The following is a 19,840-nucleotide window of genomic DNA, read 5'->3' as shown; positions in this document are numbered from 1 at the left end:
GCTACGCCCTTTTCTTCATCGCGCCGCTGTCTTTCGCAGCCAGACCTTTCAGCAGGTGGCTGGACAACAAGATACCGGTATGAATTTGTTGTAAGTCATCCACACGCGAATCCTGGGTCAAGCGTTCAATTGTCTTACTGTCATCAAAGCGGAACTGACATAAAAGCTGGTTCGTTTCAGCTAACTTCACCATCTGAGGCAGCGTCAGCTGTCTCAGGGTGTCTGCCATTACGTCGTCGATCCCCAGGCGAAACATCGCTGAGGCCTTTTCGTCGTTAATCAAACGCTGTGCCAACAGTAAATATGACAGGTTGATATCATATATGTGCTTAAGCAATTCGGACATTCTGTTCTACCCCGTAACCGATGCCGTTTTTTTAAGACGGCGGATTGATAGACATATTCCATGCAGCAAGAGTTTTACCCGGCGTGACAGGAGTATTTTTTACTATCAAAACAATTGGATCATTGGCTGATTAATAAATCTCACGATGACAATTAGATTTACCCCGCGGTATTTACTTCACCGCCAATACAATGTTGTTCCTGATGTAAACTAAATTAATTGTGACAATTGGGCTGCTAAGTAATCGAAAAACACTTTAGTTTTGGTGTACTGGCAGAGTCCGTTGCTGTGATGGCGCCTCATTCAGTGAAACGCTTTTACATACATTATTAGGAATAATCTTACTACGACGCAACTCTAACCCCGTTTCCTTTATACATACAATCTTACCGTGGACGAATTTTGAATAAAGTGTGATGTAGATCACACTTTTAAAATTTATTTTGTTCCTGAAAGTGCAATTTATCGTAAAAATTTGCGCAGTTTTAAGCCAAAAGTAAAAAAGCGTCTAAAAAGCTGGCTTCAAACTGTCTTTTTTAGCCTTTTTTAGATCAATTTGTACAAAGGCCATACAAAGCCAAATCATCAGCACAGACAGGTGTGATTAACAGTTCATGCAGATATTTATGCTGCAAATTTCAAATAGCATGATCATTGTGCTTAACGTGCCCAACCCAGGCAGTGCAAGGCTTTACGGGGAGTTGTCCTAAAGGATTGTGAAGGAAATACGCGTTAACTGTTCTTAAATCGTGAGCAACCATGCAGATTTAAAAATAAAAAGCCAAGGATTGTAAGAATTTATGATCTGGCATGCGGAAACATCCGGCAACAGGAGCGGATTGATAAGAAGAAGTGATGAAACGGCCATGCTTTGCCGTACTTACCTATCGGCAAATGTTCAGGAAAACTTTAATGATTGTGCTTAAAAAAGTGATTTATACCGCGCAATGGCAAACAAAAAGTTCATGAATAGGAATTTTATTACTAAATCAGCATCTGCCGCCAGTTTTACTGCCCGGGGGATGATTTAAACGCATTTTTAACAGGGAAGTCAGCGGAGATAAGACAACCGGCTTCAAAAATCATCTGCGATTAAACCGGCTAATTAAGCAGAGAGATTAAAATAGGCGAGCCCATGATCAATAATAGTCTCTTTCACAATGAGAAAGCTGTTTTCTGAACGTAAATGCAGCGGATACTTTAAAAACCTGCCGAAATTTCCGACAGGTCATAACGTTGTATTATTTAAATCGCGTCTGATGATTAAAAAGGCATGATTCGCGGATCAGGGTGCTGATATTCAAATCCCAGTTCTTTGCAGATCCGTTCGCCATCGACGATTTTGCCCTTCTCTGCTGAAGCAGGTTCAGCAAATGTTGGCGGCTCCAGCCCCATCTGTCTGGCAAGCGCCGGATAAAACTCAGCTTTGACCGGATGCACAGGCGCGCACAGGTTAAATGTATGGCCCCCCTTGGGCAGGCTGAGTAGCAATATAATTGCCGAAATGACATCATCCTGATGTACCAGGTTAACACCCTGCTGGCCGCCTTTGACCTGCGTCTTTCCGGCCATGAAACGCCCGGGATGACGATCGCCGCCCACCAGACCGGCCAGACGCAGCACATCAACCGATGTATTAGGCAAACCATGGAGCCAGTTTTCAAGTTCTTTAAGCACCTTTCCGCTGGCCGTGACCGGCTCAAGCGCAGATCCCTCGTGCACCACACCGTCTCCTTCACCGTATACAGACGTCGAGCTGGTGAAAATAATGCGTTTCACGTTATGCGCCAGCGCGCTGTCAGTTAACAGCTGTACCGCCTGGAAGTACAGTTCGCTGCCCTCCACTGTCCGGCGTGCAGGCAAGGTGATGATCAGCGCATCGACATTCAGCAACTGATCGAGATCTTCCGCTGCACATTCCATCTGCGGCGTAAACACCAGCGGGAAACATTCGATCCCCACCGCTCTTGCGGCATCTACCCCATCCGGCGTGGTTTTACTGCCCACGACTTCATAGCCTTTAGAAGCCAGTGCCATCGCCAGTGGCATTCCCAGCCAGCCCAGTCCGATAATCGAAACCTTCTTCATACTTTGCTCCATTGTTTCATTGGCATCGGGCCTCACAACACCCTTTGCTGATACCGCTTCCTTTATATTAGCAAACATCGCCTTTTCTCCGTTCAGCCAGCGTAAGGTTTTCTCTGTGTCTGTTAACGAATTATTCATTTATCCGATGAAACCCCCGACGTGGATAAGAAAAACTCATCATCGGAAAAAAAGGTTGCGCTGTTGCCGCCCGATCGTTTAGTTTTATTGGCAGCGAATGCAGTCTGTGTTGCAAATGTTTCAAATCTGAATCACGCCGCACAGCAATGAACATACTGAGAGACTGACATGATAAACGTTCTGATTAACCACCATCATCACCATCACCCTGACTAGTCTTTCAGGCGATTGGTGCTGGGAGACTGTTTAGATCTTCCAGTGGCGCAGAACGCAGAGATAGCCCCCGGAAGATTTCTTCCGGGGGCTTTTTTTTGGCCTGACGGATTGAAGTTAACGCCTTTAAACAAATGATTTTTACGATAAATAATTAAGAAACTGAGGTCATCATGCTGGATAAAACACGTTTACGGATAGCAATGCAAAAGTCAGGTCGCCTGAGCGATGAATCACGCGAACTGCTGGCCCGCTGCGGGATCAAAATCAACCTGCAGGAACAGCGTCTGATCGCCTTCGCAGAAAACATGCCGATCGACATTTTGCGTGTACGTGATGACGATATCCCGGGGCTGGTGATGGATGGCGTGGTGGATCTGGGCATTATTGGTGAAAACGTACTGGAAGAAGAGTTGCTGAGCCGCCGCGCTCAGGGCGAAGACCCGCGCTATTTCACCTTGCGTCGTCTGGATTTTGGCGGTTGCCGTCTTTCCCTGGCCACCCCGCTGGACACGGATTACACCGGTCCGCAAAGCCTGCAAAACGCCCGTATCGCCACTTCTTATCCGCACCTGCTTAAACAATACCTCGACAAGAAAGGCGTTGATTTCAAATCCTGTCTGCTGAACGGCTCTGTAGAAGTTGCGCCACGCGCTGGTTTGTCAGATGCGATTTGTGACCTGGTATCCACAGGTGCAACGCTCGAAGCTAACGGCCTGCGTGAAGTGGAAGTGATTTACCGCTCCAAAGCCTGTCTTATCCAGCGCGACGGCGACATGCCACAAGAAAAACAGCTGCTGATCGACAAAATGATGACCCGTATTCAGGGCGTTATTCAGGCCCGCGAATCCAAATACATTATGTTGCACGCGCCAAGTGAGCGTCTGGACGAAATCGTTGCATTGTTACCGGGTGCTGAACGTCCGACTATTTTGCCACTGGCAGGCGACCAGCAACGCGTGGCCATGCACATGGTCAGCAGCGAAACGCTGTTCTGGGAAACGATGGAAAAACTGAAAGCGCTGGGCGCCAGTTCCATTCTGGTTCTGCCAATCGAAAAAATGATGGAGTAAGCCATGAAGCCTGACGCGTTTACTACCCCGATTGACTGGCAGCAATGCGACGAGCTACAGCGTCGCGAGCTGCTGACACGCCCGGCAATGTCGGCGTCTGACCGTATTACCGAATCTGTCAGCGAAATCCTGCGCCGCGTGCGCAGTGAAGGTGACAGTGCGCTGCGCGAGTTTTGCGCCCGCTTTGATAAAACTGAAGTCCAGGAATTGCGTGTCACCGCACAGCAAATCGAGGCAGCCGCAACGCGTTTAGCCGATGATGTAAAACAGGCGATGGCGCATGCCGTGCGTAACATTGACACGTTCCATCAGGCGCAAAAGCTGGCCGTTGTGGATATCGAAACACAGCCGGGGGTGCGCTGTCAGCAACTGACGCGCCCTATTCAGTCTGTCGGGCTGTATATCCCCGGCGGGTCTGCGCCGCTGGTATCGACCGTATTAATGTTAGCGACACCGGCGCGTATTGCCGGATGCCAGAAAGTGGTTCTTTGTTCTCCGCCGCCGATTGCCGATGAAATTTTATATGCCGCGCAGCTTTGCGGCGTGGAAGAGGTGTATCAGCTGGGCGGTGCGCAGGCCATTGCCGCGCTGGCGTTCGGTACCGAAACCGTGCCACGTGTGGCGAAAATCTTCGGGCCGGGCAATGCCTACGTCACCGAAGCCAAGCGTCAGGTTAGTCAGAGCCTGGACGGCGCGGCAATCGATATGCCAGCCGGGCCTTCAGAAGTGCTGGTGATTGCCGACAGTGGCGCAACACCTGATTTTGTCGCCTCTGATTTACTTTCCCAGGCAGAACACGGCCCGGACTCACAGGTAATTTTGCTGACGCCGGATTTGAAAATGGCGCAGGCGGTCGGCGAAGCCGTTGAACGTCAGTTGCAGACATTATCCCGCAGCGAGATTGCCCGTCAGGCACTGGCAAGCAGCCGGCTGATTGTGGCGAAAGACATCGCGCAGTGTATTGAAATCAGTAATGCATACGGTCCGGAGCACTTGATTTTGCAAACCCGTGAGCCGGAGCAACTGGTCGACAGTATCACCAGCGCCGGTTCAGTATTCCTTGGTGACTGGTCACCGGAATCAGCGGGCGATTATGCCTCCGGCACCAACCACGTCTTGCCGACTTACGGTTACACGGCCACCTGTTCCAGCCTCGGTCTGGCAGATTTCCAGAAACGCATGACCGTTCAGCAGTTAACGCCTGAAGGTTTGCTGGGACTGGCGAATACCATTGAAACCCTGGCGCAGGCTGAACAGCTTACCGCACATAAAAATGCCGTGACTTTGCGTGTGAAGGCTTTGAAGGAGCAACGCGATGAGCAATGAAAATAACCTCAGCGTTCAGGCGCTGGCACGAAAAAATGTCCGGGAACTGACACCGTATCAGTCTGCCCGCCGTCTGGGCGGCAACGGAGATGTCTGGCTTAACGCTAACGAATACGCCATCGCGCCACAGTTCGAACTGACGCAGCAAACCCTTAACCGTTATCCGGAATGCCAGCCTGCGGTGGTCATCAATCGCTACGCCGCTTACGCCGGTGTGGATCCGGAACAGGTGCTGGTCAGTCGCGGCGCAGATGAAGGCATCGAACTGTTGATCCGTGCATTCTGTGAACCGGGTAAAGACGCTATTCTTTATTGCCCGCCGACTTACGGGATGTACAGCGTCAGTGCCGAGACAATAGGCGTGGAAGGCCGGACCGTGGCCGCAAAAGCCGACTGGTCTTTGGATCTTCCGGCGATTGAAGCCGCACTGGAGGGCGTGAAACTGGTTTACGTGTGCAGCCCGAATAACCCGACCGGCAATATCATCGACCCGGATGAGATCCGGGCCGTGCTGGACATGACCCGCGGGCGCGCCATTGTGGCGGTCGATGAGGCGTATATCGAATTCTGCCCGCAGGCGACAGTTTCCGGCTGGTTACAGGAATATCCGCATCTGGCCATTTTGCGCACGCTGTCCAAAGCGTTTGCCCTTGCCGGTCTGCGCTGCGGCTTTACACTCGCCAACAGCGACCTGATTGGCTTATTAATGAAAGTGATCGCGCCATATCCTTTATCTACGCCGGTGGCCGATATTGCCGCACAGGCCCTGAGCCCGGAAGGACTGGCGTTAATGCGCCAGCGTGTCACTGAAATAACAGAAAACCGTACATGGTTGCTGGAAGAACTGAAAAAATGTGTCTGTGTAGAAGAGGTTTTTGCCAGTGACACTAACTACGTGCTTGCACGCTTCTCCGCTTCAAGCGCCGTATTTAAAAACCTCTGGGATCAGGGCATTATCCTGCGTGACCAGAACAAGCAACCGGGACTTTCCGGCTGCCTGCGTATTACTATCGGTACACGGACAGAGCTGCAACGCGTGATTACTGCCCTGCAACTGTTACCGGCGGCCACCGCCACGACCTTCAATAAAAATCAAAATAGCCCCCGCAAGGAGCACATGTGAGCCAGAGTCCGTTATTGCAAAAAACACTGTTTATCGACCGCGACGGTACCCTGATTTCCGAACCACCTGAAGATTTTCAGGTCGACCGTCTGGACAAACTGGCCCTCGAACCGGGTGTCATTCCGGCGTTATTAGCGCTGCAAAATGCCGGCTTTAAGCTGGTGATGATCACCAATCAGGACGGTCTGGGCACGGCCAGTCTCCCGCAGGAAACGTTCGACCCGCCACACAACCTGATGATGCAGATACTGACTTCTCAGGGCATCGTTTTCGATGACGTGTTGATTTGTCCGCATCTGCCCGCCGATCACTGTGATTGCCGTAAACCGAAAACTAAACTGGTAGCGGGTTATCTGGAAAGCGGTGTACTGGACACGGCAAACAGCTATGTGATTGGTGATCGTGACACGGATATCCAGCTGGCCGCCAATATGGGCATCACCGGGCTGCGTTATCAGCGTGATACGCTGAACTGGGCCAGTATTACCGAACAGCTGACCAAACGTGACCGTCATGCAAAAGTAAACCGCGTGACCCGCGAAACGGCAATTGAAGTGGATGTCTGGCTCGATCGCGAAGGCGAAAGCAAAATCCGCACCGGCGTCGGCTTCTTTGACCATATGCTGGATCAGATTGCCACGCACGGCGGCTTTCGCATGAACATCGAAGTGAAAGGTGATTTGTATATCGACGATCACCACACCGTGGAAGACACCGCGCTGGCGCTGGGCGAAGCCCTGAACAAAGCGCTGGGCGATAAACGCGGTATCGGCCGTTTTGGGTTTGTGCTGCCGATGGATGAATGTCTGGCCCGCTGTGCACTGGATATCTCCGGGCGTCCGCACCTTGAATACAAAGCTGAATTTAACTATCAGCGCGTCGGTGACCTGAGCACGGAAATGGTCGAACACTTCTTCCGTTCACTGTCTTATGCGATGGCCTGTACCCTGCACCTGCGAACCAAAGGTAAGAACGATCACCACCGTGTTGAGAGCCTGTTTAAAGCCTTTGGCCGCACACTGCGCCAGGCAATTCGTGTCGATGGCAACACCCTGCCGAGTTCGAAAGGAGTGCTGTGATGAATGTCGTTATCCTTGATACCGGCTGCGCCAATCTCTCCTCCGTGAAATATGCGGTTCAGCGCCTGGGCTATGAGCCTGCGGTGAGTCGCTCCCCGGAGATTGTGTTGCAGGCTGACAAATTATTTTTACCGGGCGTTGGCACGGCACAGGCCGCCATGGAACAGCTCGAACAACGTGAGCTGATCGGGCTTATCAAAGCCTGCACTCAACCGGTACTGGGTATTTGCCTGGGCATGCAACTGCTGGCCTCTTCCAGTGAAGAGAATGGCGGTATTGATACGCTGGGTATTATCGACACCCCCGTGCAACGCATGCCTGATTTCGGTTTGCCGCTGCCGCATATGGGCTGGAATCAGGTCACAGCCAATGCCGACAGCCATTTATTCCGCGGCATTGATGAAAATGCCTACTTCTATTTCGTCCACGGATTTGCGATGCCGGTATGCGAAAATACGGTTGCCCAGACACTTTACGGTGAGCCCTTCAGTGCTGCTGTACAAAAAGATAATTTCTTTGGCGTGCAGTTTCATCCCGAGCGTTCCGGTGCCGCAGGCGCACGGTTGCTGAAAAACTTTCTGGAGATGTAAACAGCATGATTATTCCCGCTTTGGATTTGATCGAAGGCAGTGTGGTGCGTTTGCATCAGGGCGATTACGGGCAGCAACGTGACTACGGTAATGATCCGTTACTGCGCTTACAGGATTATCAGCAGCAAGGCGCACAGGTTCTGCATCTGGTCGATTTAACCGGCGCAAAAGATCCGGCAGCACGTCAGATCCCTTTGCTGACTCAATTACTGGCTGGCGTTTGTGTACCGGTGCAGGTGGGAGGGGGTATCCGTAACGCGCAGGATGTCGAAGCCCTGCTCAAAGCTGGCGCAACCCGCGTGGTGGTAGGTTCAACTGCGGTTAAAGATCCGGCGACCGTACAGGGCTGGTTCAGCCGTTTCGGCGCGGATGCGCTGGTGCTGGCACTGGATGTCCGCATTGATGCCGAAGGCACCAAAAATGTGGCCATCAGCGGCTGGCAGGAAAATTCTAATATCACGCTGGAACAGGTCGTCGGGCAATACCTGCCGTTCGGCCTGAAACATGTGCTGTGCACCGATATTTCCCGTGACGGCACGCTGGCGGGTTCCAATGTGGAACTTTATCGTGAAGTGACCGCACGTTATCCGCAGGTAGCGTTTCAGGCTTCCGGCGGCATCGGTTCGCTGGATGATATCGCAGCATTGCGTGACAGCGGCGTGGAAGGCGTGATTGTCGGGCGTGCATTGCTCGACGGTAAATTTAATGTGACGGAGGCAATTTCATGCTGGCAAAACGGATAATCCCCTGCCTCGACGTTAAAGACGGTCAGGTCGTCAAAGGCGTACAGTTCCGCAACCACGAAATCATCGGCGATATTGTGCCACTCGCGCAACGCTATGCGCAGGAAGGTGCGGACGAACTGGTATTCTACGACATCATTGCCTCAAGCGATGGTCGTGTTGTGGATAAAAGCTGGGTATCGCGCGTGGCGGAAGTCATCGACATCCCCTTCTGTGTGGCGGGCGGTATTAAGAGCCTGGAAGATGCCAGCCAGATTTTGCAGTTCGGCGCGGATAAAATTTCCATAAACTCCCCTGCACTGGCGGATCCGACGCTGATCACCCGCCTTGCCGACAGGTATGGTGTACAGTGTATCGTTGTCGGTATCGATACGTGGCATGATGCAGAGACGGGAACTTATCAGGTTCATCAGTTTACCGGCGATGAAGCACGCACCAAAATCACCACATGGCAGACCATCGACTGGGTGAAGGAAGTGCAGGAACGTGGTGCTGGTGAAATCGTTCTGAATATGATGAATCAGGATGGCGTGCGTAACGGTTATGATCTTGAGCAACTGAAGATGATCCGCGAAGTATGCCATGTTCCGCTGATCGCTTCAGGCGGCGCGGGCACCATGCCGCACTTCCTCGACGCCTTCCGGGAAGCACAGGTCGACGGTGCACTGGCCGCCTCCGTGTTCCACAAACAAATTATTAATATCGGCGAGCTAAAAAGCTACTTAGCCGAAAATGGCGTGGAGATCCGCTTGTGAGTAATCAGGATGTAAAAACCGGTCTGCTGACCGGTGAACAGATTAACCAACTCGACTGGGAAAAAGTGGATAACCTGATGCCAGCCATCATTCAGCACGCGGTATCGGGCGAAGTGCTGATGCTCGGGTATATGAATCAGGAGGCGCTGAATGTCACGCAGTCTTCCGGCAAAGTGACATTTTATTCACGCACCAAAGCGCGTCTGTGGACCAAAGGCGAAACGTCAGAAAACTATCTGAATGTTGTCAGTATCACGCCGGATTGCGATAACGACACGCTGCTGGTGCTGGTCAATCCGGTTGGCCCGACCTGCCATAAAGGCAATAACAGCTGCTTCCACCCTGCTGAAACCGACTGGGCGTTTTTATATCAGCTGGAAGAACTGCTGGCCTCGCGCAAAACGGCCGATCCGGAAAGTTCTTATACTGCCAAACTCTACGCCAGCGGCACCAAACGCATCGCACAAAAAGTGGGTGAAGAAGGTGTGGAAACCGCGCTGGCCGCCACCGTCAACGACCGCTTTGAACTGAAAAACGAAGCCTCAGATCTCATCTATCACCTGCTGGTCTTACTGCAGGATCAGGATCTGAACCTGAGCGCAATCATTGATAATCTGCGTCAGCGTCATAAGAAATAACGGCGACGTTCAAACGTAAATATTCAGACGTAAAAAAGCCGCCTTTGCTGATGCATCGGCGGCTTTTTTGTCACGGTCAACAACCCTGCGGCGCGCTTAACACGCGCCGGTCAGGCAATTAATCCAACCATTCGGTGTGGAATACGCCGTCTTTATCGGTACGTTTGTAAGTATGCGCACCGAAGTAGTCACGCTGTGCCTGGATCAGGTTAGCAGGCAGTACCGCTGAACGGTAGCTGTCGTAGTAGTTGATCGCAGCAGAGAATGTAGGCGTCGGGATACCGTTCTGAACAGCATAAGAGACGACATCTCGCAGCGCTTGCTGATATTCATCAGCGATATTTTTGAAGTACGGTGCCAGCAACAGGTTAGCGATAGATGCATTTTCAGCATACGCATCGGTAATTTTCTGCAGGAACTGTGCGCGGATGATACAACCAGCACGGAAGATCTTGGCGATCTCACCGTAGTTCAGATCCCAGTTGTTCTCGTCTGACGCAGCTTTGAGCTGTGAGAAACCTTGCGCATAAGAAACAAGCTTGCCCAGATACAGAGCGCGACGCACTTTCTCGATGAATTCAGCTTTATCACCGGAGAAGGCTTTCACCGCCGGGCCGGACAATACTTTAGAAGCCGCAACACGCTGGTCTTTCAGGGAAGACAGGTAACGGGCAAACACGGACTCCGTGATCAGGGTCAGTGGCTCGCCCAGATCCAGTGAACTCTGGCTGGTCCATTTACCGGTACCTTTGTTTGCTGCTTCGTCCAGAATCACATCAACCAGATATTTACCGTCTTCGTCTTTCTTGGTGAAGATATCTTTGGTGATGTCGATCAGGTAGCTGCTCAGCTCGCCTTTGTTCCAGTCAGCGAAGGTGGTAGCCAGCTCTTCATTGCTCAGATTCAGCGACTGTTTCAAAAGGGAATAGGCTTCGGCGATCAACTGCATGTCACCATATTCGATACCGTTATGAACCATCTTGACGTAGTGACCCGCACCGTCTGCACCGATGTAAGCTACGCAGGCATCGCCATCTTCAGCACGCGCTGCAATCTTCTCAAGAATCGGTGCCACCAGCGCGTACGCCTCTTTCTGGCCGCCAGGCATAATGGACGGGCCTTTCAGTGCGCCCTCTTCACCGCCGGAAACACCGGTACCGATGAAGTTGAAACCTTGCTCGGACAGTTCGCGGTTACGGCGAATCGTGTCTTTATAATAGGTGTTGCCGCCATCGATCAGGATGTCGCCTTTATCCAGGTGCGGAGTCAGGGATGCGATGGTTTTGTCAGTTGCTTCACCGGCTTTCACCATCAGCAAGATACGACGAGGTTTTTCCAGTGAGTCAACAAACTCTTCGACGGTGTAGTGCGGAACAAGGTTTTTACCCGGATTTTCAGCGATAACTTCATCAGTCTTGTCGCCGGAACGGTTAAAAATGGAAACGGAATAACCACGGCTTTCGATGTTAAGCGCGAGGTTACGGCCCATTACCGCCATACCGACTACGCCGATCTGTTGTTTGGACATTAGCAACTCCTGTCTGAAATAGTTGATCGCCCGGTTTTTAGTGTAAACCCCTGTAAACAGTGAGTTTACCTGCACCGGACCATACAAATGAACACAAGCATTGTACATGAGAAAGGCGATGGGTGAACCTATCGCAGCCATAACAATATTCTGATCGCACATGCCTGCCCTTGTCTGCTTCGCCTTCTCAGAGGCCGGGTTTACTTTACCGGTAACATCTCAGGAATGCAGGTAAAAAAGAGCTTTTACAGGCAATCAAGGGCTCAGATGCTTAGCGCCGCTGAGTCCTGCTCATCAGAGGATGCATACAGCCTGTCCGCCAGCATTTTTTTCTCACGATTAACGCGTCCGAAATCAATCAGGAACGCAGGACCGTGATTTTCAAAAAAAGAGTCAAGATTTAACGATTCTTCCCCCAGCTTTAAAAAAGACCAGTCAGTCACATACTTCAGACTATCGAATTTATTTTTATAATATTCTGACCAATAAAAGGACGTGCCTGACAATCCAACACTGGAAACGATAAGTTGAAAATGGAACCGGGTAGACAGGAAGAAATCTTTCATGGAAAACTGCAAGCCATGTTTCCAAATCGTTTCAAAAAAGACCATTTCTATGCTGGGGAACTTTTGTTTAAGTCTCTTATAGAAATAGCCATCGGAGCCAGGTCTGAACTCATAAAAACGTATCAATGAATCTGGAAACTTTTGAATAAAAGCACCTATTGCCGCTTCAACCTGCTCCATAAAACGTATTTCATTTTCGTCACCTTCAGAAAATTCATTATGAAGGCATAACCGGAGTACAGGATTGTCTCTTTCGACTAAACTCACAACGTCAGAGAATGGAAAACAAAAATAATCATCACCAATAAATGAGATTTTGCCTGGAAGGTATTTTTCTAAAACGTGATAACTGGCATAGTCTCTGACATCAAAGCAGAAATAATCTTTAATAAATTGAGAAAGATAGGCAGCTTTCTCATCCGACAGCGGCTGCAAACCCAGACCTGTTGCATAGGTTAAGGCATTATGCTTTTTACCAAAATATGAGACCAGTTCGATCAACCGAAGATTAGCCGCCCACAATTCATTAATATATCCTCCGCCCAATAAATGAATGCTGTCAGTCTCTTCAAAAATTTCACTCATTAAGCGTTCACGCATTGGCAGAAGATAAGTATCAGAAAATTTGGTTTCGATACTCCCCTCTTCTCCAAGCGCCTGAGCCAGTTGCCATAAATAATTGACGCATTTAACGTCCTGATACAATGTTGCGGCCACTAAGGGATCCACGGCATCGAGATAGATTGTTGCCTGAGGGTATCGCAGTTTAATGTGATTAATCCACCCCCGGGTGAGCATATCATCACCATAATTAGGCATACCCGATGCGGAAATAAGATAGAATGTTTTTGGCGGAAGTAGGTTATGAACGGGTGTAGTTATTGGCAGAGGTTCAATAGCATCTACTTTTTTATTTTTGGAAAACAGACCAAAAGAAATCATATTAAAATCCTTGTGCATATCATTCAGCTTTATTCTTCAATAAATAACCATAAAGATTAACGGTATCTTTTGTAATTATTGTAGAACAAAATTTCCCTTCTATCAGTTTTCGCCCATTCTCCCCCATTCTGCCTCTCACATCCGCATTTATGACTAAATGCTTTAAACACCCGGCCAGAGCGTTAATATCGCCTTTGTCAATAATAAATCCGTTTACATCGTTTTCAATCAGACTGCTGCAACCACCGACATTATATGAAATTATAGCGCGTCCGACAGAACTTGCCTCCAAAAGAATACGCGGTATTCCTTCAGGATAAACAGAGGGAAGTGCAACAATATTAGCGTCTTTAATCAACTCTTTCATATCGTCACATTTCCCAAGCCAGTTTATCTCTCCTTTGTTATGCGCCTCTTCAAGAAAACCAAGGGGGATAGCATCAGGATCATTGGGCGTGGGTATTCCGGCAACATTGAGAGTGAATTCAACGCCCTCGAGATGGAGGCTATTTTTTACATTAATAAGGTCAGTAAGTCCTTTGCTCCATAATAATCTGCTTGCAAATAAAACCACCGGAATTTCCCTTAAAGGTTCCTTTGAGTAGGGAAAGTCAACGATATTTATACCTGCACCATCTATAACTACCGTTCTGTTTTCATCTACTTTCAATGAGTGTAGAATACAACGCCTGTCACTTTGATGCTCAAAGGTCAGCAAAGATTTTTTATTCGAAAAGATAAAATTATAAAGAGGTATTATGAGCCGTTTCAGGAGAGAAAATTTAAACTTCTTCTCTGTAAATACCCGGCCAAGCCCGACAAAGCTTATGACAATATTTTTCGAAAAAATCTTTGCATACAACCCGCCAATCAAACATGGCTTAATAGTTATGCAATGTAAAACATCAGCATTGATGGATTTTATCAATTTTGTTGTATTTACTAATTCACAAGCAAATTTTAATGGGTTAACGGACTGAGCAGAAATTGATGAGTTATGACAAATAAACCCCATCTTAGTAAGTTTAGTCACTAATGACTGATCGACAAAATTAGTTATAATATGAATTTGATAGCCAACTTCTTGTGCATATGAAGCTCGCTCAAGCCAGTGCAAATCGAAATACCAATCAGAATTTATAAAGTAACATATTTTTCTCATCTCTCATTTACCATCAATGGCGCTTACCAGACCTAAAGAAGACACCATCAATTACGCCTCTTATGATATATTTAAGATAAAGATATTTATTATCTTGTTTAGATACATTTAAAAAAGCTTTTATAATTCGCAACACTATTCCAACTACCGAATATGGCCCGTTGGATTTGAAAAATTTTTTAGCAAGGATAAGGTTACGAATAAGATAATAAACCTTCCAAACAGGGGTGATTGAGTCCCCGGTAATACTAATATCATGTGTGAAGATTAATTTTGGTACATAGAGAAACTTATGGCCATTAAGAACCAGATGATGAGAAAAATAAACATCATCATAATACAAGAAAAGATCATCGTGTATATATTGCGATGCAGAACTCAAAACATCAGCACGAATTACCGTACCTACAAAAGAAAGAGTTACACATGGCTCAACTCTCTCATTATCAGGGATATAGTCTTTTGCATTGAGAAAATATTTAATATTGTCTAACAACGTTTTTGGTAATTTGACAAACGGCATATTCATTTTGCAATTAATGCCATGAGTATCAATGACCCGACAACTTAGCGCCGATGTGCCATCAAGCATGATCTCGCCAAAATTATGAAGCAAATCAGGAGCCGGATAGGCATCGTCGTCATACATAAACACCCATTCGGTGTTTATATGAGCACCAATATACTCAGCCCCTGCTCTAAAACCACCGGCACCGCCGGTGTTTTTAGTCAAAGATAAAACGGTCAACCGGGGTTCTTCAATACTTGCAAGCCAGGAAGCCGTGTCATCCGTTGAACAGTTATTGACTATAACAATATTGTCGAAAGGCAGCATCGAAGTGGATAGCCAACATTTTTTCAACTTATCAAGCCGATTAAAAGTGACAATTAATGCTGTCGTATTCATCTAACATCAACCGTGAATACAGGCATAGCATCTGATTCATTGATACATTTCAGATATACTTCGGCGGTTTTCAGGGCTTCAGCAATCGTAACATCCATATCCAGATATCGATAAGTCCCTAAGCGACCAACAAAAGTAATATTTTTTTCCGCTTTAGCAAGGGTTAAATATTTGTCCAGCAGAGCCATTTCACCAACCTGGCGGATTGGATAATAAGGGATATCCTCTGGCTCACAACTGCGACTGTATTCCTTATAACAAACCGATCCTTCATGCGACTCCCAAGGGGAGAAATATTTATGCTCGGTTATGCGGGTATAAGGAACATTTTGTTCACAGTAGTTCATCACCGCACATCCTTGATAATCGCCGTTAAAGGTGAATTTCTCAAAATCTAATGTGCGATAACCTAACCGGCCAAATTGATATTGATAGAATGCGTCTAAAGGACCACTATAAAAAACATGATCATAACTGGCCCTTTCATCGAAATTAAATTCGGTTCCTAGCTCCACAGTTATGTTCGGATGCTCAGCCATATTCTTAACCATCTCGGTATACCCGTCTTTGGGCATTCCCTGGTATTTATGGTTAAAATAATTATCATCGTAATTAAATCGTATCGGTAATCTTTTTAAGATCGATGCCGGAAGCTCTGCCGGAGACATTCCCCATTGTTTAATGGTATAGCCTTTGAAAAAAGCTTCATACAACTCTTTCCCAACGAACCTTAATGCCTGTTCTTCGAAGGTTTGAGGATCTGTTATAGAGCTATCTCCCTTTTCCTCAATCAATGCGCGCGCTTCGTTTGGAGAACATGTTTTGCCAAAAAACTGGTTTATGGTATGGAGATTGATAGGTAATGAATACACCTTACCATTATATGTTGCTTTAACCCGGTTGACATAGGGCATCATCACGGAATATTTCTGGATAAATTCCCATACGGATTGGTTATCTGTATGAAATATATGAGGTCCGTAGGTATGCACCATGACCTGAGTATCCTCATCACGAGCATCAAAGCAATTTCCTGCAATATGAGGTCTTTTATCAATAATTCGAACTTTATGACCTTGTTCAGCAAGTTGTCGCCCGATAACGACGCCAGAAAAACCAGCACCTACAATGAGAATATTTTTCTTAGTCATAATTTATACCTTATTAACCTATAACGACACGACGAAATTTATAATAACATTTTGCAATCACAGATCTTCGCTTTGAACCCGCAGGGGCAAAGCGATTAACGTACGGCATTAATTTATTTTTAATTCTTGTTTGTAATAACACCGGTTGCAACGCGATGGCCGTCGACTGGCCAGAATTTTCAGCATCAATCAGGCGGTCATAGACTTCTTTTTCCCAAGGTGTACCTTGAATATTTTTTATGAAATTGTCATAAAAGTCGACTTTATCTGTATTCCAGGGTTTATTTTCACCCGCAAAGTGAATCATTTTAGGATTACGTCGTGCGCTAAGAAATCTCATATACGTAGAGAACTTCAGGTTAGGATAAAATACGTCTGTATGACCATTACCATGGTAAACATTCCATTCCATGGGCAAGAAGTGAACACGGCCATAAAAGACTTTGTTCATTATATCCTGGTCAAGGAACCAGTAGCTTTGCCCTTTCATGGCTGCCATCAATTTTTCGAAAATACTCTCTTTGTTCATTTGATCGATATTGAAGACAATGATTCCTCCCTGGAAATAATTATCAGTATCGGCCATTCCCAGTCTGGTTTTAAGATATTCCTCTGCCGTCTGGACACCCGCGTCTGAACGCGCAATATTACCAAATTTAACAAACCCCTCCATGACAATATCTTGTACGGCAGCAACCAGATTATCACCTAACGGTGTTTCGATGAGTTCAGCGAGATCACTCTCAACTACTGTATCGGTATCAATGAAAAGTACTTTTTCAAAGTCTGTAAACAGTTTTGGGATGAAAAGCCTGGAATAAGTAGCAGCCGTAAAAGGTGGTCTGATATAAGCATCTTTAATTTCCTTAAATGCATTTATATCGAAATAGCGGACGTTCATATTGGCAGTATGCGTCACCAGATTTTTGACACGTTCTTTATTACGCTGGCTGAGTCCATTATCAAGTATGACAATGTCATAGTTATGATTTGAACTTGAATTCTGAACAATGGAATTAACTAGCGCACCAAGACTCATCGCATAGTTATCATCTGAGCAAATAACTATAGGGATATTTCTCTCACTATAATATGGGCCCAACTTGCCATTAAATGTTTCATTCTTAATAAATGTTCTTTGTACTTCTTTAATACGAAGATTTTCACTTTCTAATTTGAAAATTATAAAGATATTGAACAAACGCTCAGAAATATGTCCGATGACTCTTTTTTCTTGGGCAGAGTAATTTTCGAATGCGATTTCATCTTCAAGTTCATCTAATATACCAAAAAGCCAGGCTGAATACTCGTCGAACAATGGCTTCTTCATGACATACATATTAGTATAATAACCATCAACTGCTGTATTAAAGTGTTTAACAGCTGAAGAATACTCAGGGTGTTGTCTTAGAAGGACATCAATGGCTGTCTGATAATCTTTTATATGTAAGTGTTCTGAAACTTTATAATGGTGATAATTATTATTGCTACCCGCTGATTTTACTGACCATTTGCATGGAACGATGAGGTCTGTGTTTTCTAATAATTTTAATATCTGTTTCTCATTTAAACCAAACTCATCTTGATACCCGGCATTGATTTCATCACAATTCACCATTCCCCAGTTATCTTCTGGCTTTTGTTGATCATCAGAAAAATTAAAATGTCTGCGATAATGCATAAAACCAACATAATCTGTAGGTATTGCATTTTTCCATACCCAATAATGGGCTGTAAGTTCACAGTAGAACGGGTTTTTATACGATATATTATCGCCAGTATCATCACCGTCGCAACAAATAACATTCAGTGAATTGGCTTTTCCTACATGTATAGGCTTTATCACCGATGAATCGAGAAACGCACTCGGTTTATGGTGACAAGTATAGATTGATACAGTTTTCATCCTTTATTCCATCACAATAATTAAATATATAATATCAGGCCATTACTGCCTGATAAGCAGCAATGACATCAGCAGAGTTACCCATTTGCCTAAGCTTATGATCTTCAATCCATATAACGCGATCACATACCTTGGATACATCTGCCAGGTTGTGACTAACAAAAAGAATGGTTACACCTTTAGCTTTAAAGTCATTAATCGTTGCCAGGCATTTTCTTTGGAATGAAATATCCCCCACAGCGAGAACTTCATCGATTATGAGTATATCAGGATCAACTTGCGTGATTACTGAAAAACCTAATTTTGCCAGCATACCGCTTGAGTAAACACGAATAGGTTCATCGATAAAATCGCCTAATTCTGAGAACTCAATAATTTTGTCCATTCGCTGCTTAAGCTCTTTTCGACGCAATCCAAGCAGTGTTGCATTCAGGCGGATATTTTCACGTCCGGTTAATTCAGGATGAAAACCACCGCCTAATTCCAACATTGAGGCGACTCTGCCCGTGACACTGACCGTCCCGGATGAGGGTTTCATCACACCTGCAACCAGTCCCAGTGAGGTACTCTTACCTGCGCCATTACGGCCAATCAGTGCAACAGATTCACCTTTCTCAATGACAAAATTAATATCTTCGATGGCCAGATAACTTCTGCCACTAAGCAGACTTAGCGCTCTGCGAGGATTAAATATTAATTCTTTTATACCTGAGCCTATATGATGATAAAGGGGGTATCTTTTAGTTACATTCTTGAACTCAATGACAACGCTCATTATAGAATCTCTGCAAAACGATATTTTAATTTATTAAAAATACTACTACCGATTATAAGCATCACTATTCCATAGCCGTACAGAGTGGCTATATCAGTATAATTAACCGTATTATTCATAAATAAATCACGCCAACTGATAATCATATTAGCCAAAGGATTGTAGTCAATAAGCCAGCGGTATTTTTGGGGTATCATATCTGAAGAGTATAATATTGGCGTGCAATAAAAGAGCAACATAATACCAAGCGTTATGAAACGTTCCAGATCACGGAAAAACAAATTGAGTGTAGATAAAGTTAGCGCCACACCCAGCATAAGAATAATCTGCGCGAAACCAATTAGCGGAATTCCCCATACCCAATCCCAGGACGGGCGCATATCATAAACGTAAAGAAAAATAATAATAACAGGAATGGTACAAATGAAATGTAAGCATTCCATTAGTACATTACTCATGGGGATTACAGAACGCGGAAAAACAGTCTTCTTTATTATCTGTGCATTAGCCAAAAAAGAAAATAATGAATTAGACGTTGAACTTGCAAACCATTGCCATGGGAAAAGTCCGGTAATAATAAAAACGGTATAGTTGGGTATTTGAACCCTCATAATTAACTTAAAGATAAAGTAATATATCATGGCAAACAACAGGGGATTAGCAATCGACCATAAGTAGCCAAAGAAACTACTTTTGTATCTTACCTTTAGCTCTTTTTCAGTAATTACTGTCGCTAAATCAAACAAATAACCTAAACTGTACTTCATACACTTCTCTATATAGATTAATTC

The 19,840-nt window shown here is 46.1% G+C and carries 18 protein-coding genes and 1 other annotated feature; of the genes, 8 read left to right on the top strand and 10 right to left on the bottom strand.

Annotated elements, in window-relative coordinates; all coding sequences use genetic code 11:
- Nucleotide 1: 1 nt before the first annotated feature.
- Nucleotides 2-346, bottom strand: a complete 345-nt coding sequence (gene flhD / locus J1781_RS11370) for a flagellar transcriptional regulator FlhD (RefSeq protein WP_129952695.1) — start codon at nt 344-346, stop codon at nt 2-4.
- Nucleotides 347-1,609: 1,263 nt separating this feature from the next.
- Nucleotides 1,610-2,434 carry an SDR family oxidoreductase gene (locus tag J1781_RS11365; RefSeq protein ID WP_217218629.1) on the bottom strand — a complete coding sequence of 275 codons (825 nt, stop codon included), beginning with the start codon at nt 2,432-2,434 and terminating at the stop codon, nt 1,610-1,612.
- 329 nt (nt 2,435-2,763) lie between these two features.
- Nucleotides 2,764-2,885: a sequence feature (His leader region), on the top strand.
- Nucleotides 2,886-2,958: 73 nt separating this feature from the next.
- Between J1781_RS11365 and hisG the strand changes: the two genes are divergently transcribed.
- The 8 genes from hisG to hisIE are packed head-to-tail and all read left to right on the top strand — an operon-like array spanning nt 2,959 to nt 10,112.
- Nucleotides 2,959-3,858 carry an ATP phosphoribosyltransferase gene (gene hisG, locus J1781_RS11360; protein ID WP_129952693.1) on the top strand — a complete coding sequence of 300 codons (900 nt, stop codon included), beginning with the start codon at nt 2,959-2,961 and terminating at the stop codon, nt 3,856-3,858.
- Nucleotides 3,859-3,861: 3 nt separating this feature from the next.
- Nucleotides 3,862-5,184: a histidinol dehydrogenase gene (gene hisD, locus J1781_RS11355; RefSeq protein ID WP_217233565.1), complete on the top strand. Its 1,323-nt coding sequence runs from the start codon at nt 3,862-3,864 to the stop codon at nt 5,182-5,184.
- Nucleotides 5,174-6,307 carry a histidinol-phosphate transaminase gene (gene hisC / locus J1781_RS11350; protein ID WP_217137740.1) on the top strand — a complete coding sequence of 378 codons (1,134 nt, stop codon included), beginning with the start codon at nt 5,174-5,176 and terminating at the stop codon, nt 6,305-6,307. Before hisD ends, hisC begins: the two co-directional genes overlap by 11 nt.
- Before the next feature lie 14 nt (nt 6,308-6,321).
- Nucleotides 6,322-7,386 (top strand): bifunctional histidinol-phosphatase/imidazoleglycerol-phosphate dehydratase HisB, encoded by a 1,065-nt coding sequence (gene hisB, locus J1781_RS11345; protein ID WP_238483519.1) that lies wholly within the window; start codon nt 6,322-6,324, stop codon nt 7,384-7,386.
- Complete coding sequence (hisH, locus tag J1781_RS11340; protein ID WP_217233563.1) at nt 7,386-7,976, top strand: imidazole glycerol phosphate synthase subunit HisH; 591 nt, start codon at nt 7,386-7,388, stop codon at nt 7,974-7,976. Before hisB ends, hisH begins: the two co-directional genes overlap by 1 nt.
- Nucleotides 7,977-7,981: 5 nt before the next feature.
- Nucleotides 7,982-8,719, top strand: a complete 738-nt coding sequence (gene hisA, locus J1781_RS11335) for a 1-(5-phosphoribosyl)-5-[(5-phosphoribosylamino)methylideneamino]imidazole-4-carboxamide isomerase (RefSeq protein ID WP_129952688.1) — start codon at nt 7,982-7,984, stop codon at nt 8,717-8,719.
- Nucleotides 8,701-9,474 (top strand): imidazole glycerol phosphate synthase subunit HisF, encoded by a 774-nt coding sequence (gene hisF / locus J1781_RS11330; RefSeq protein WP_217233562.1) that lies wholly within the window; start codon nt 8,701-8,703, stop codon nt 9,472-9,474. The genes hisA and hisF overlap by 19 nt, the downstream gene beginning before the upstream one ends.
- Before the next feature lie 23 nt (nt 9,475-9,497).
- Nucleotides 9,498-10,112, top strand: coding sequence for a bifunctional phosphoribosyl-AMP cyclohydrolase/phosphoribosyl-ATP diphosphatase HisIE (gene hisIE, locus J1781_RS11325; protein ID WP_129952796.1), 615 nt, complete (start codon nt 9,498-9,500; stop codon nt 10,110-10,112).
- Between the two features lie 118 nt (nt 10,113-10,230).
- On the opposite strand, the gene gndA is transcribed toward hisIE, so the two are convergent.
- The 8 genes from gndA to J1781_RS11285 form a co-directional block, all read right to left on the bottom strand.
- A complete protein-coding gene (gene gndA / locus J1781_RS11320) occupies nt 10,231-11,640 on the bottom strand; it encodes an NADP-dependent phosphogluconate dehydrogenase (protein WP_129952686.1) in 1,410 nt (469 codons plus the stop codon).
- A gap of 263 nt (nt 11,641-11,903) precedes the next feature.
- Nucleotides 11,904-13,148, bottom strand: a complete 1,245-nt coding sequence (locus tag J1781_RS11315) for a polysaccharide pyruvyl transferase family protein (protein WP_217233561.1) — start codon at nt 13,146-13,148, stop codon at nt 11,904-11,906.
- Between the two features lie 19 nt (nt 13,149-13,167).
- Nucleotides 13,168-14,310, bottom strand: coding sequence for a glycosyltransferase family 4 protein (locus J1781_RS11310; RefSeq protein WP_217233560.1), 1,143 nt, complete (start codon nt 14,308-14,310; stop codon nt 13,168-13,170).
- Nucleotides 14,311-14,323: 13 nt separating this feature from the next.
- The gene (locus J1781_RS11305) at nt 14,324-15,217 is read right to left on the bottom strand and encodes a glycosyltransferase (RefSeq protein WP_217137735.1); all 894 of its coding nucleotides are present in this window, start codon (nt 15,215-15,217) and stop codon (nt 14,324-14,326) included.
- Nucleotides 15,214-16,368, bottom strand: coding sequence for a UDP-galactopyranose mutase (glf, locus tag J1781_RS11300; protein ID WP_129952682.1), 1,155 nt, complete (start codon nt 16,366-16,368; stop codon nt 15,214-15,216). The genes J1781_RS11305 and glf overlap by 4 nt, the downstream gene beginning before the upstream one ends.
- A gap of 13 nt (nt 16,369-16,381) precedes the next feature.
- The gene (locus J1781_RS11295) at nt 16,382-18,274 is read right to left on the bottom strand and encodes a DUF4422 domain-containing protein (protein ID WP_217137733.1); all 1,893 of its coding nucleotides are present in this window, start codon (nt 18,272-18,274) and stop codon (nt 16,382-16,384) included.
- Between the two features lie 34 nt (nt 18,275-18,308).
- Nucleotides 18,309-19,049, bottom strand: a complete 741-nt coding sequence (locus J1781_RS11290; RefSeq protein WP_129952680.1) for an ABC transporter ATP-binding protein — start codon at nt 19,047-19,049, stop codon at nt 18,309-18,311.
- Nucleotides 19,049-19,816, bottom strand: coding sequence for an ABC transporter permease (locus J1781_RS11285; RefSeq protein WP_217233627.1), 768 nt, complete (start codon nt 19,814-19,816; stop codon nt 19,049-19,051). The genes J1781_RS11290 and J1781_RS11285 overlap by 1 nt, the downstream gene beginning before the upstream one ends.
- Nucleotides 19,817-19,840 lie beyond the last annotated feature (24 nt).

The sequence above is a fragment of the Rahnella perminowiae genome, assembly GCF_019049695.1.
Classification (GTDB): Bacteria; Pseudomonadota; Gammaproteobacteria; order Enterobacterales; family Enterobacteriaceae; genus Rahnella; species Rahnella perminowiae.
The sequence above is the reverse complement of the archived record's forward strand: the minus strand, read 5'-3'. Positions and strand labels throughout refer to the sequence as shown.

Coding starts and splice junctions, on each gene's coding strand:
- J1781_RS11295 (WP_217137733.1), bottom strand. CDS start 18,274: ATGAAAACTGTATCAATCTATACTTGTCACCATAAACCGAGTGCGTTT.
- hisD (WP_217233565.1), top strand. CDS start 3,862: ATGAAGCCTGACGCGTTTACTACCCCGATTGACTGGCAGCAATGCGAC.
- hisG (WP_129952693.1), top strand. CDS start 2,959: ATGCTGGATAAAACACGTTTACGGATAGCAATGCAAAAGTCAGGTCGC.
- hisF (WP_217233562.1), top strand. CDS start 8,701: ATGCTGGCAAAACGGATAATCCCCTGCCTCGACGTTAAAGACGGTCAG.
- J1781_RS11365 (WP_217218629.1), bottom strand. CDS start 2,434: ATGAAGAAGGTTTCGATTATCGGACTGGGCTGGCTGGGAATGCCACTG.
- J1781_RS11305 (WP_217137735.1), bottom strand. CDS start 15,217: ATGAATACGACAGCATTAATTGTCACTTTTAATCGGCTTGATAAGTTG.
- hisH (WP_217233563.1), top strand. CDS start 7,386: ATGAATGTCGTTATCCTTGATACCGGCTGCGCCAATCTCTCCTCCGTG.
- J1781_RS11285 (WP_217233627.1), bottom strand. CDS start 19,816: ATGAAGTACAGTTTAGGTTATTTGTTTGATTTAGCGACAGTAATTACT.
- hisA (WP_129952688.1), top strand. CDS start 7,982: ATGATTATTCCCGCTTTGGATTTGATCGAAGGCAGTGTGGTGCGTTTG.
- hisC (WP_217137740.1), top strand. CDS start 5,174: ATGAGCAATGAAAATAACCTCAGCGTTCAGGCGCTGGCACGAAAAAAT.
- J1781_RS11315 (WP_217233561.1), bottom strand. CDS start 13,148: ATGATTTCTTTTGGTCTGTTTTCCAAAAATAAAAAAGTAGATGCTATT.
- gndA (WP_129952686.1), bottom strand. CDS start 11,640: ATGTCCAAACAACAGATCGGCGTAGTCGGTATGGCGGTAATGGGCCGT.
- J1781_RS11290 (WP_129952680.1), bottom strand. CDS start 19,049: ATGAGCGTTGTCATTGAGTTCAAGAATGTAACTAAAAGATACCCCCTT.
- glf (WP_129952682.1), bottom strand. CDS start 16,368: ATGACTAAGAAAAATATTCTCATTGTAGGTGCTGGTTTTTCTGGCGTC.
- J1781_RS11310 (WP_217233560.1), bottom strand. CDS start 14,310: ATGAGAAAAATATGTTACTTTATAAATTCTGATTGGTATTTCGATTTG.
- flhD (WP_129952695.1), bottom strand. CDS start 346: ATGTCCGAATTGCTTAAGCACATATATGATATCAACCTGTCATATTTA.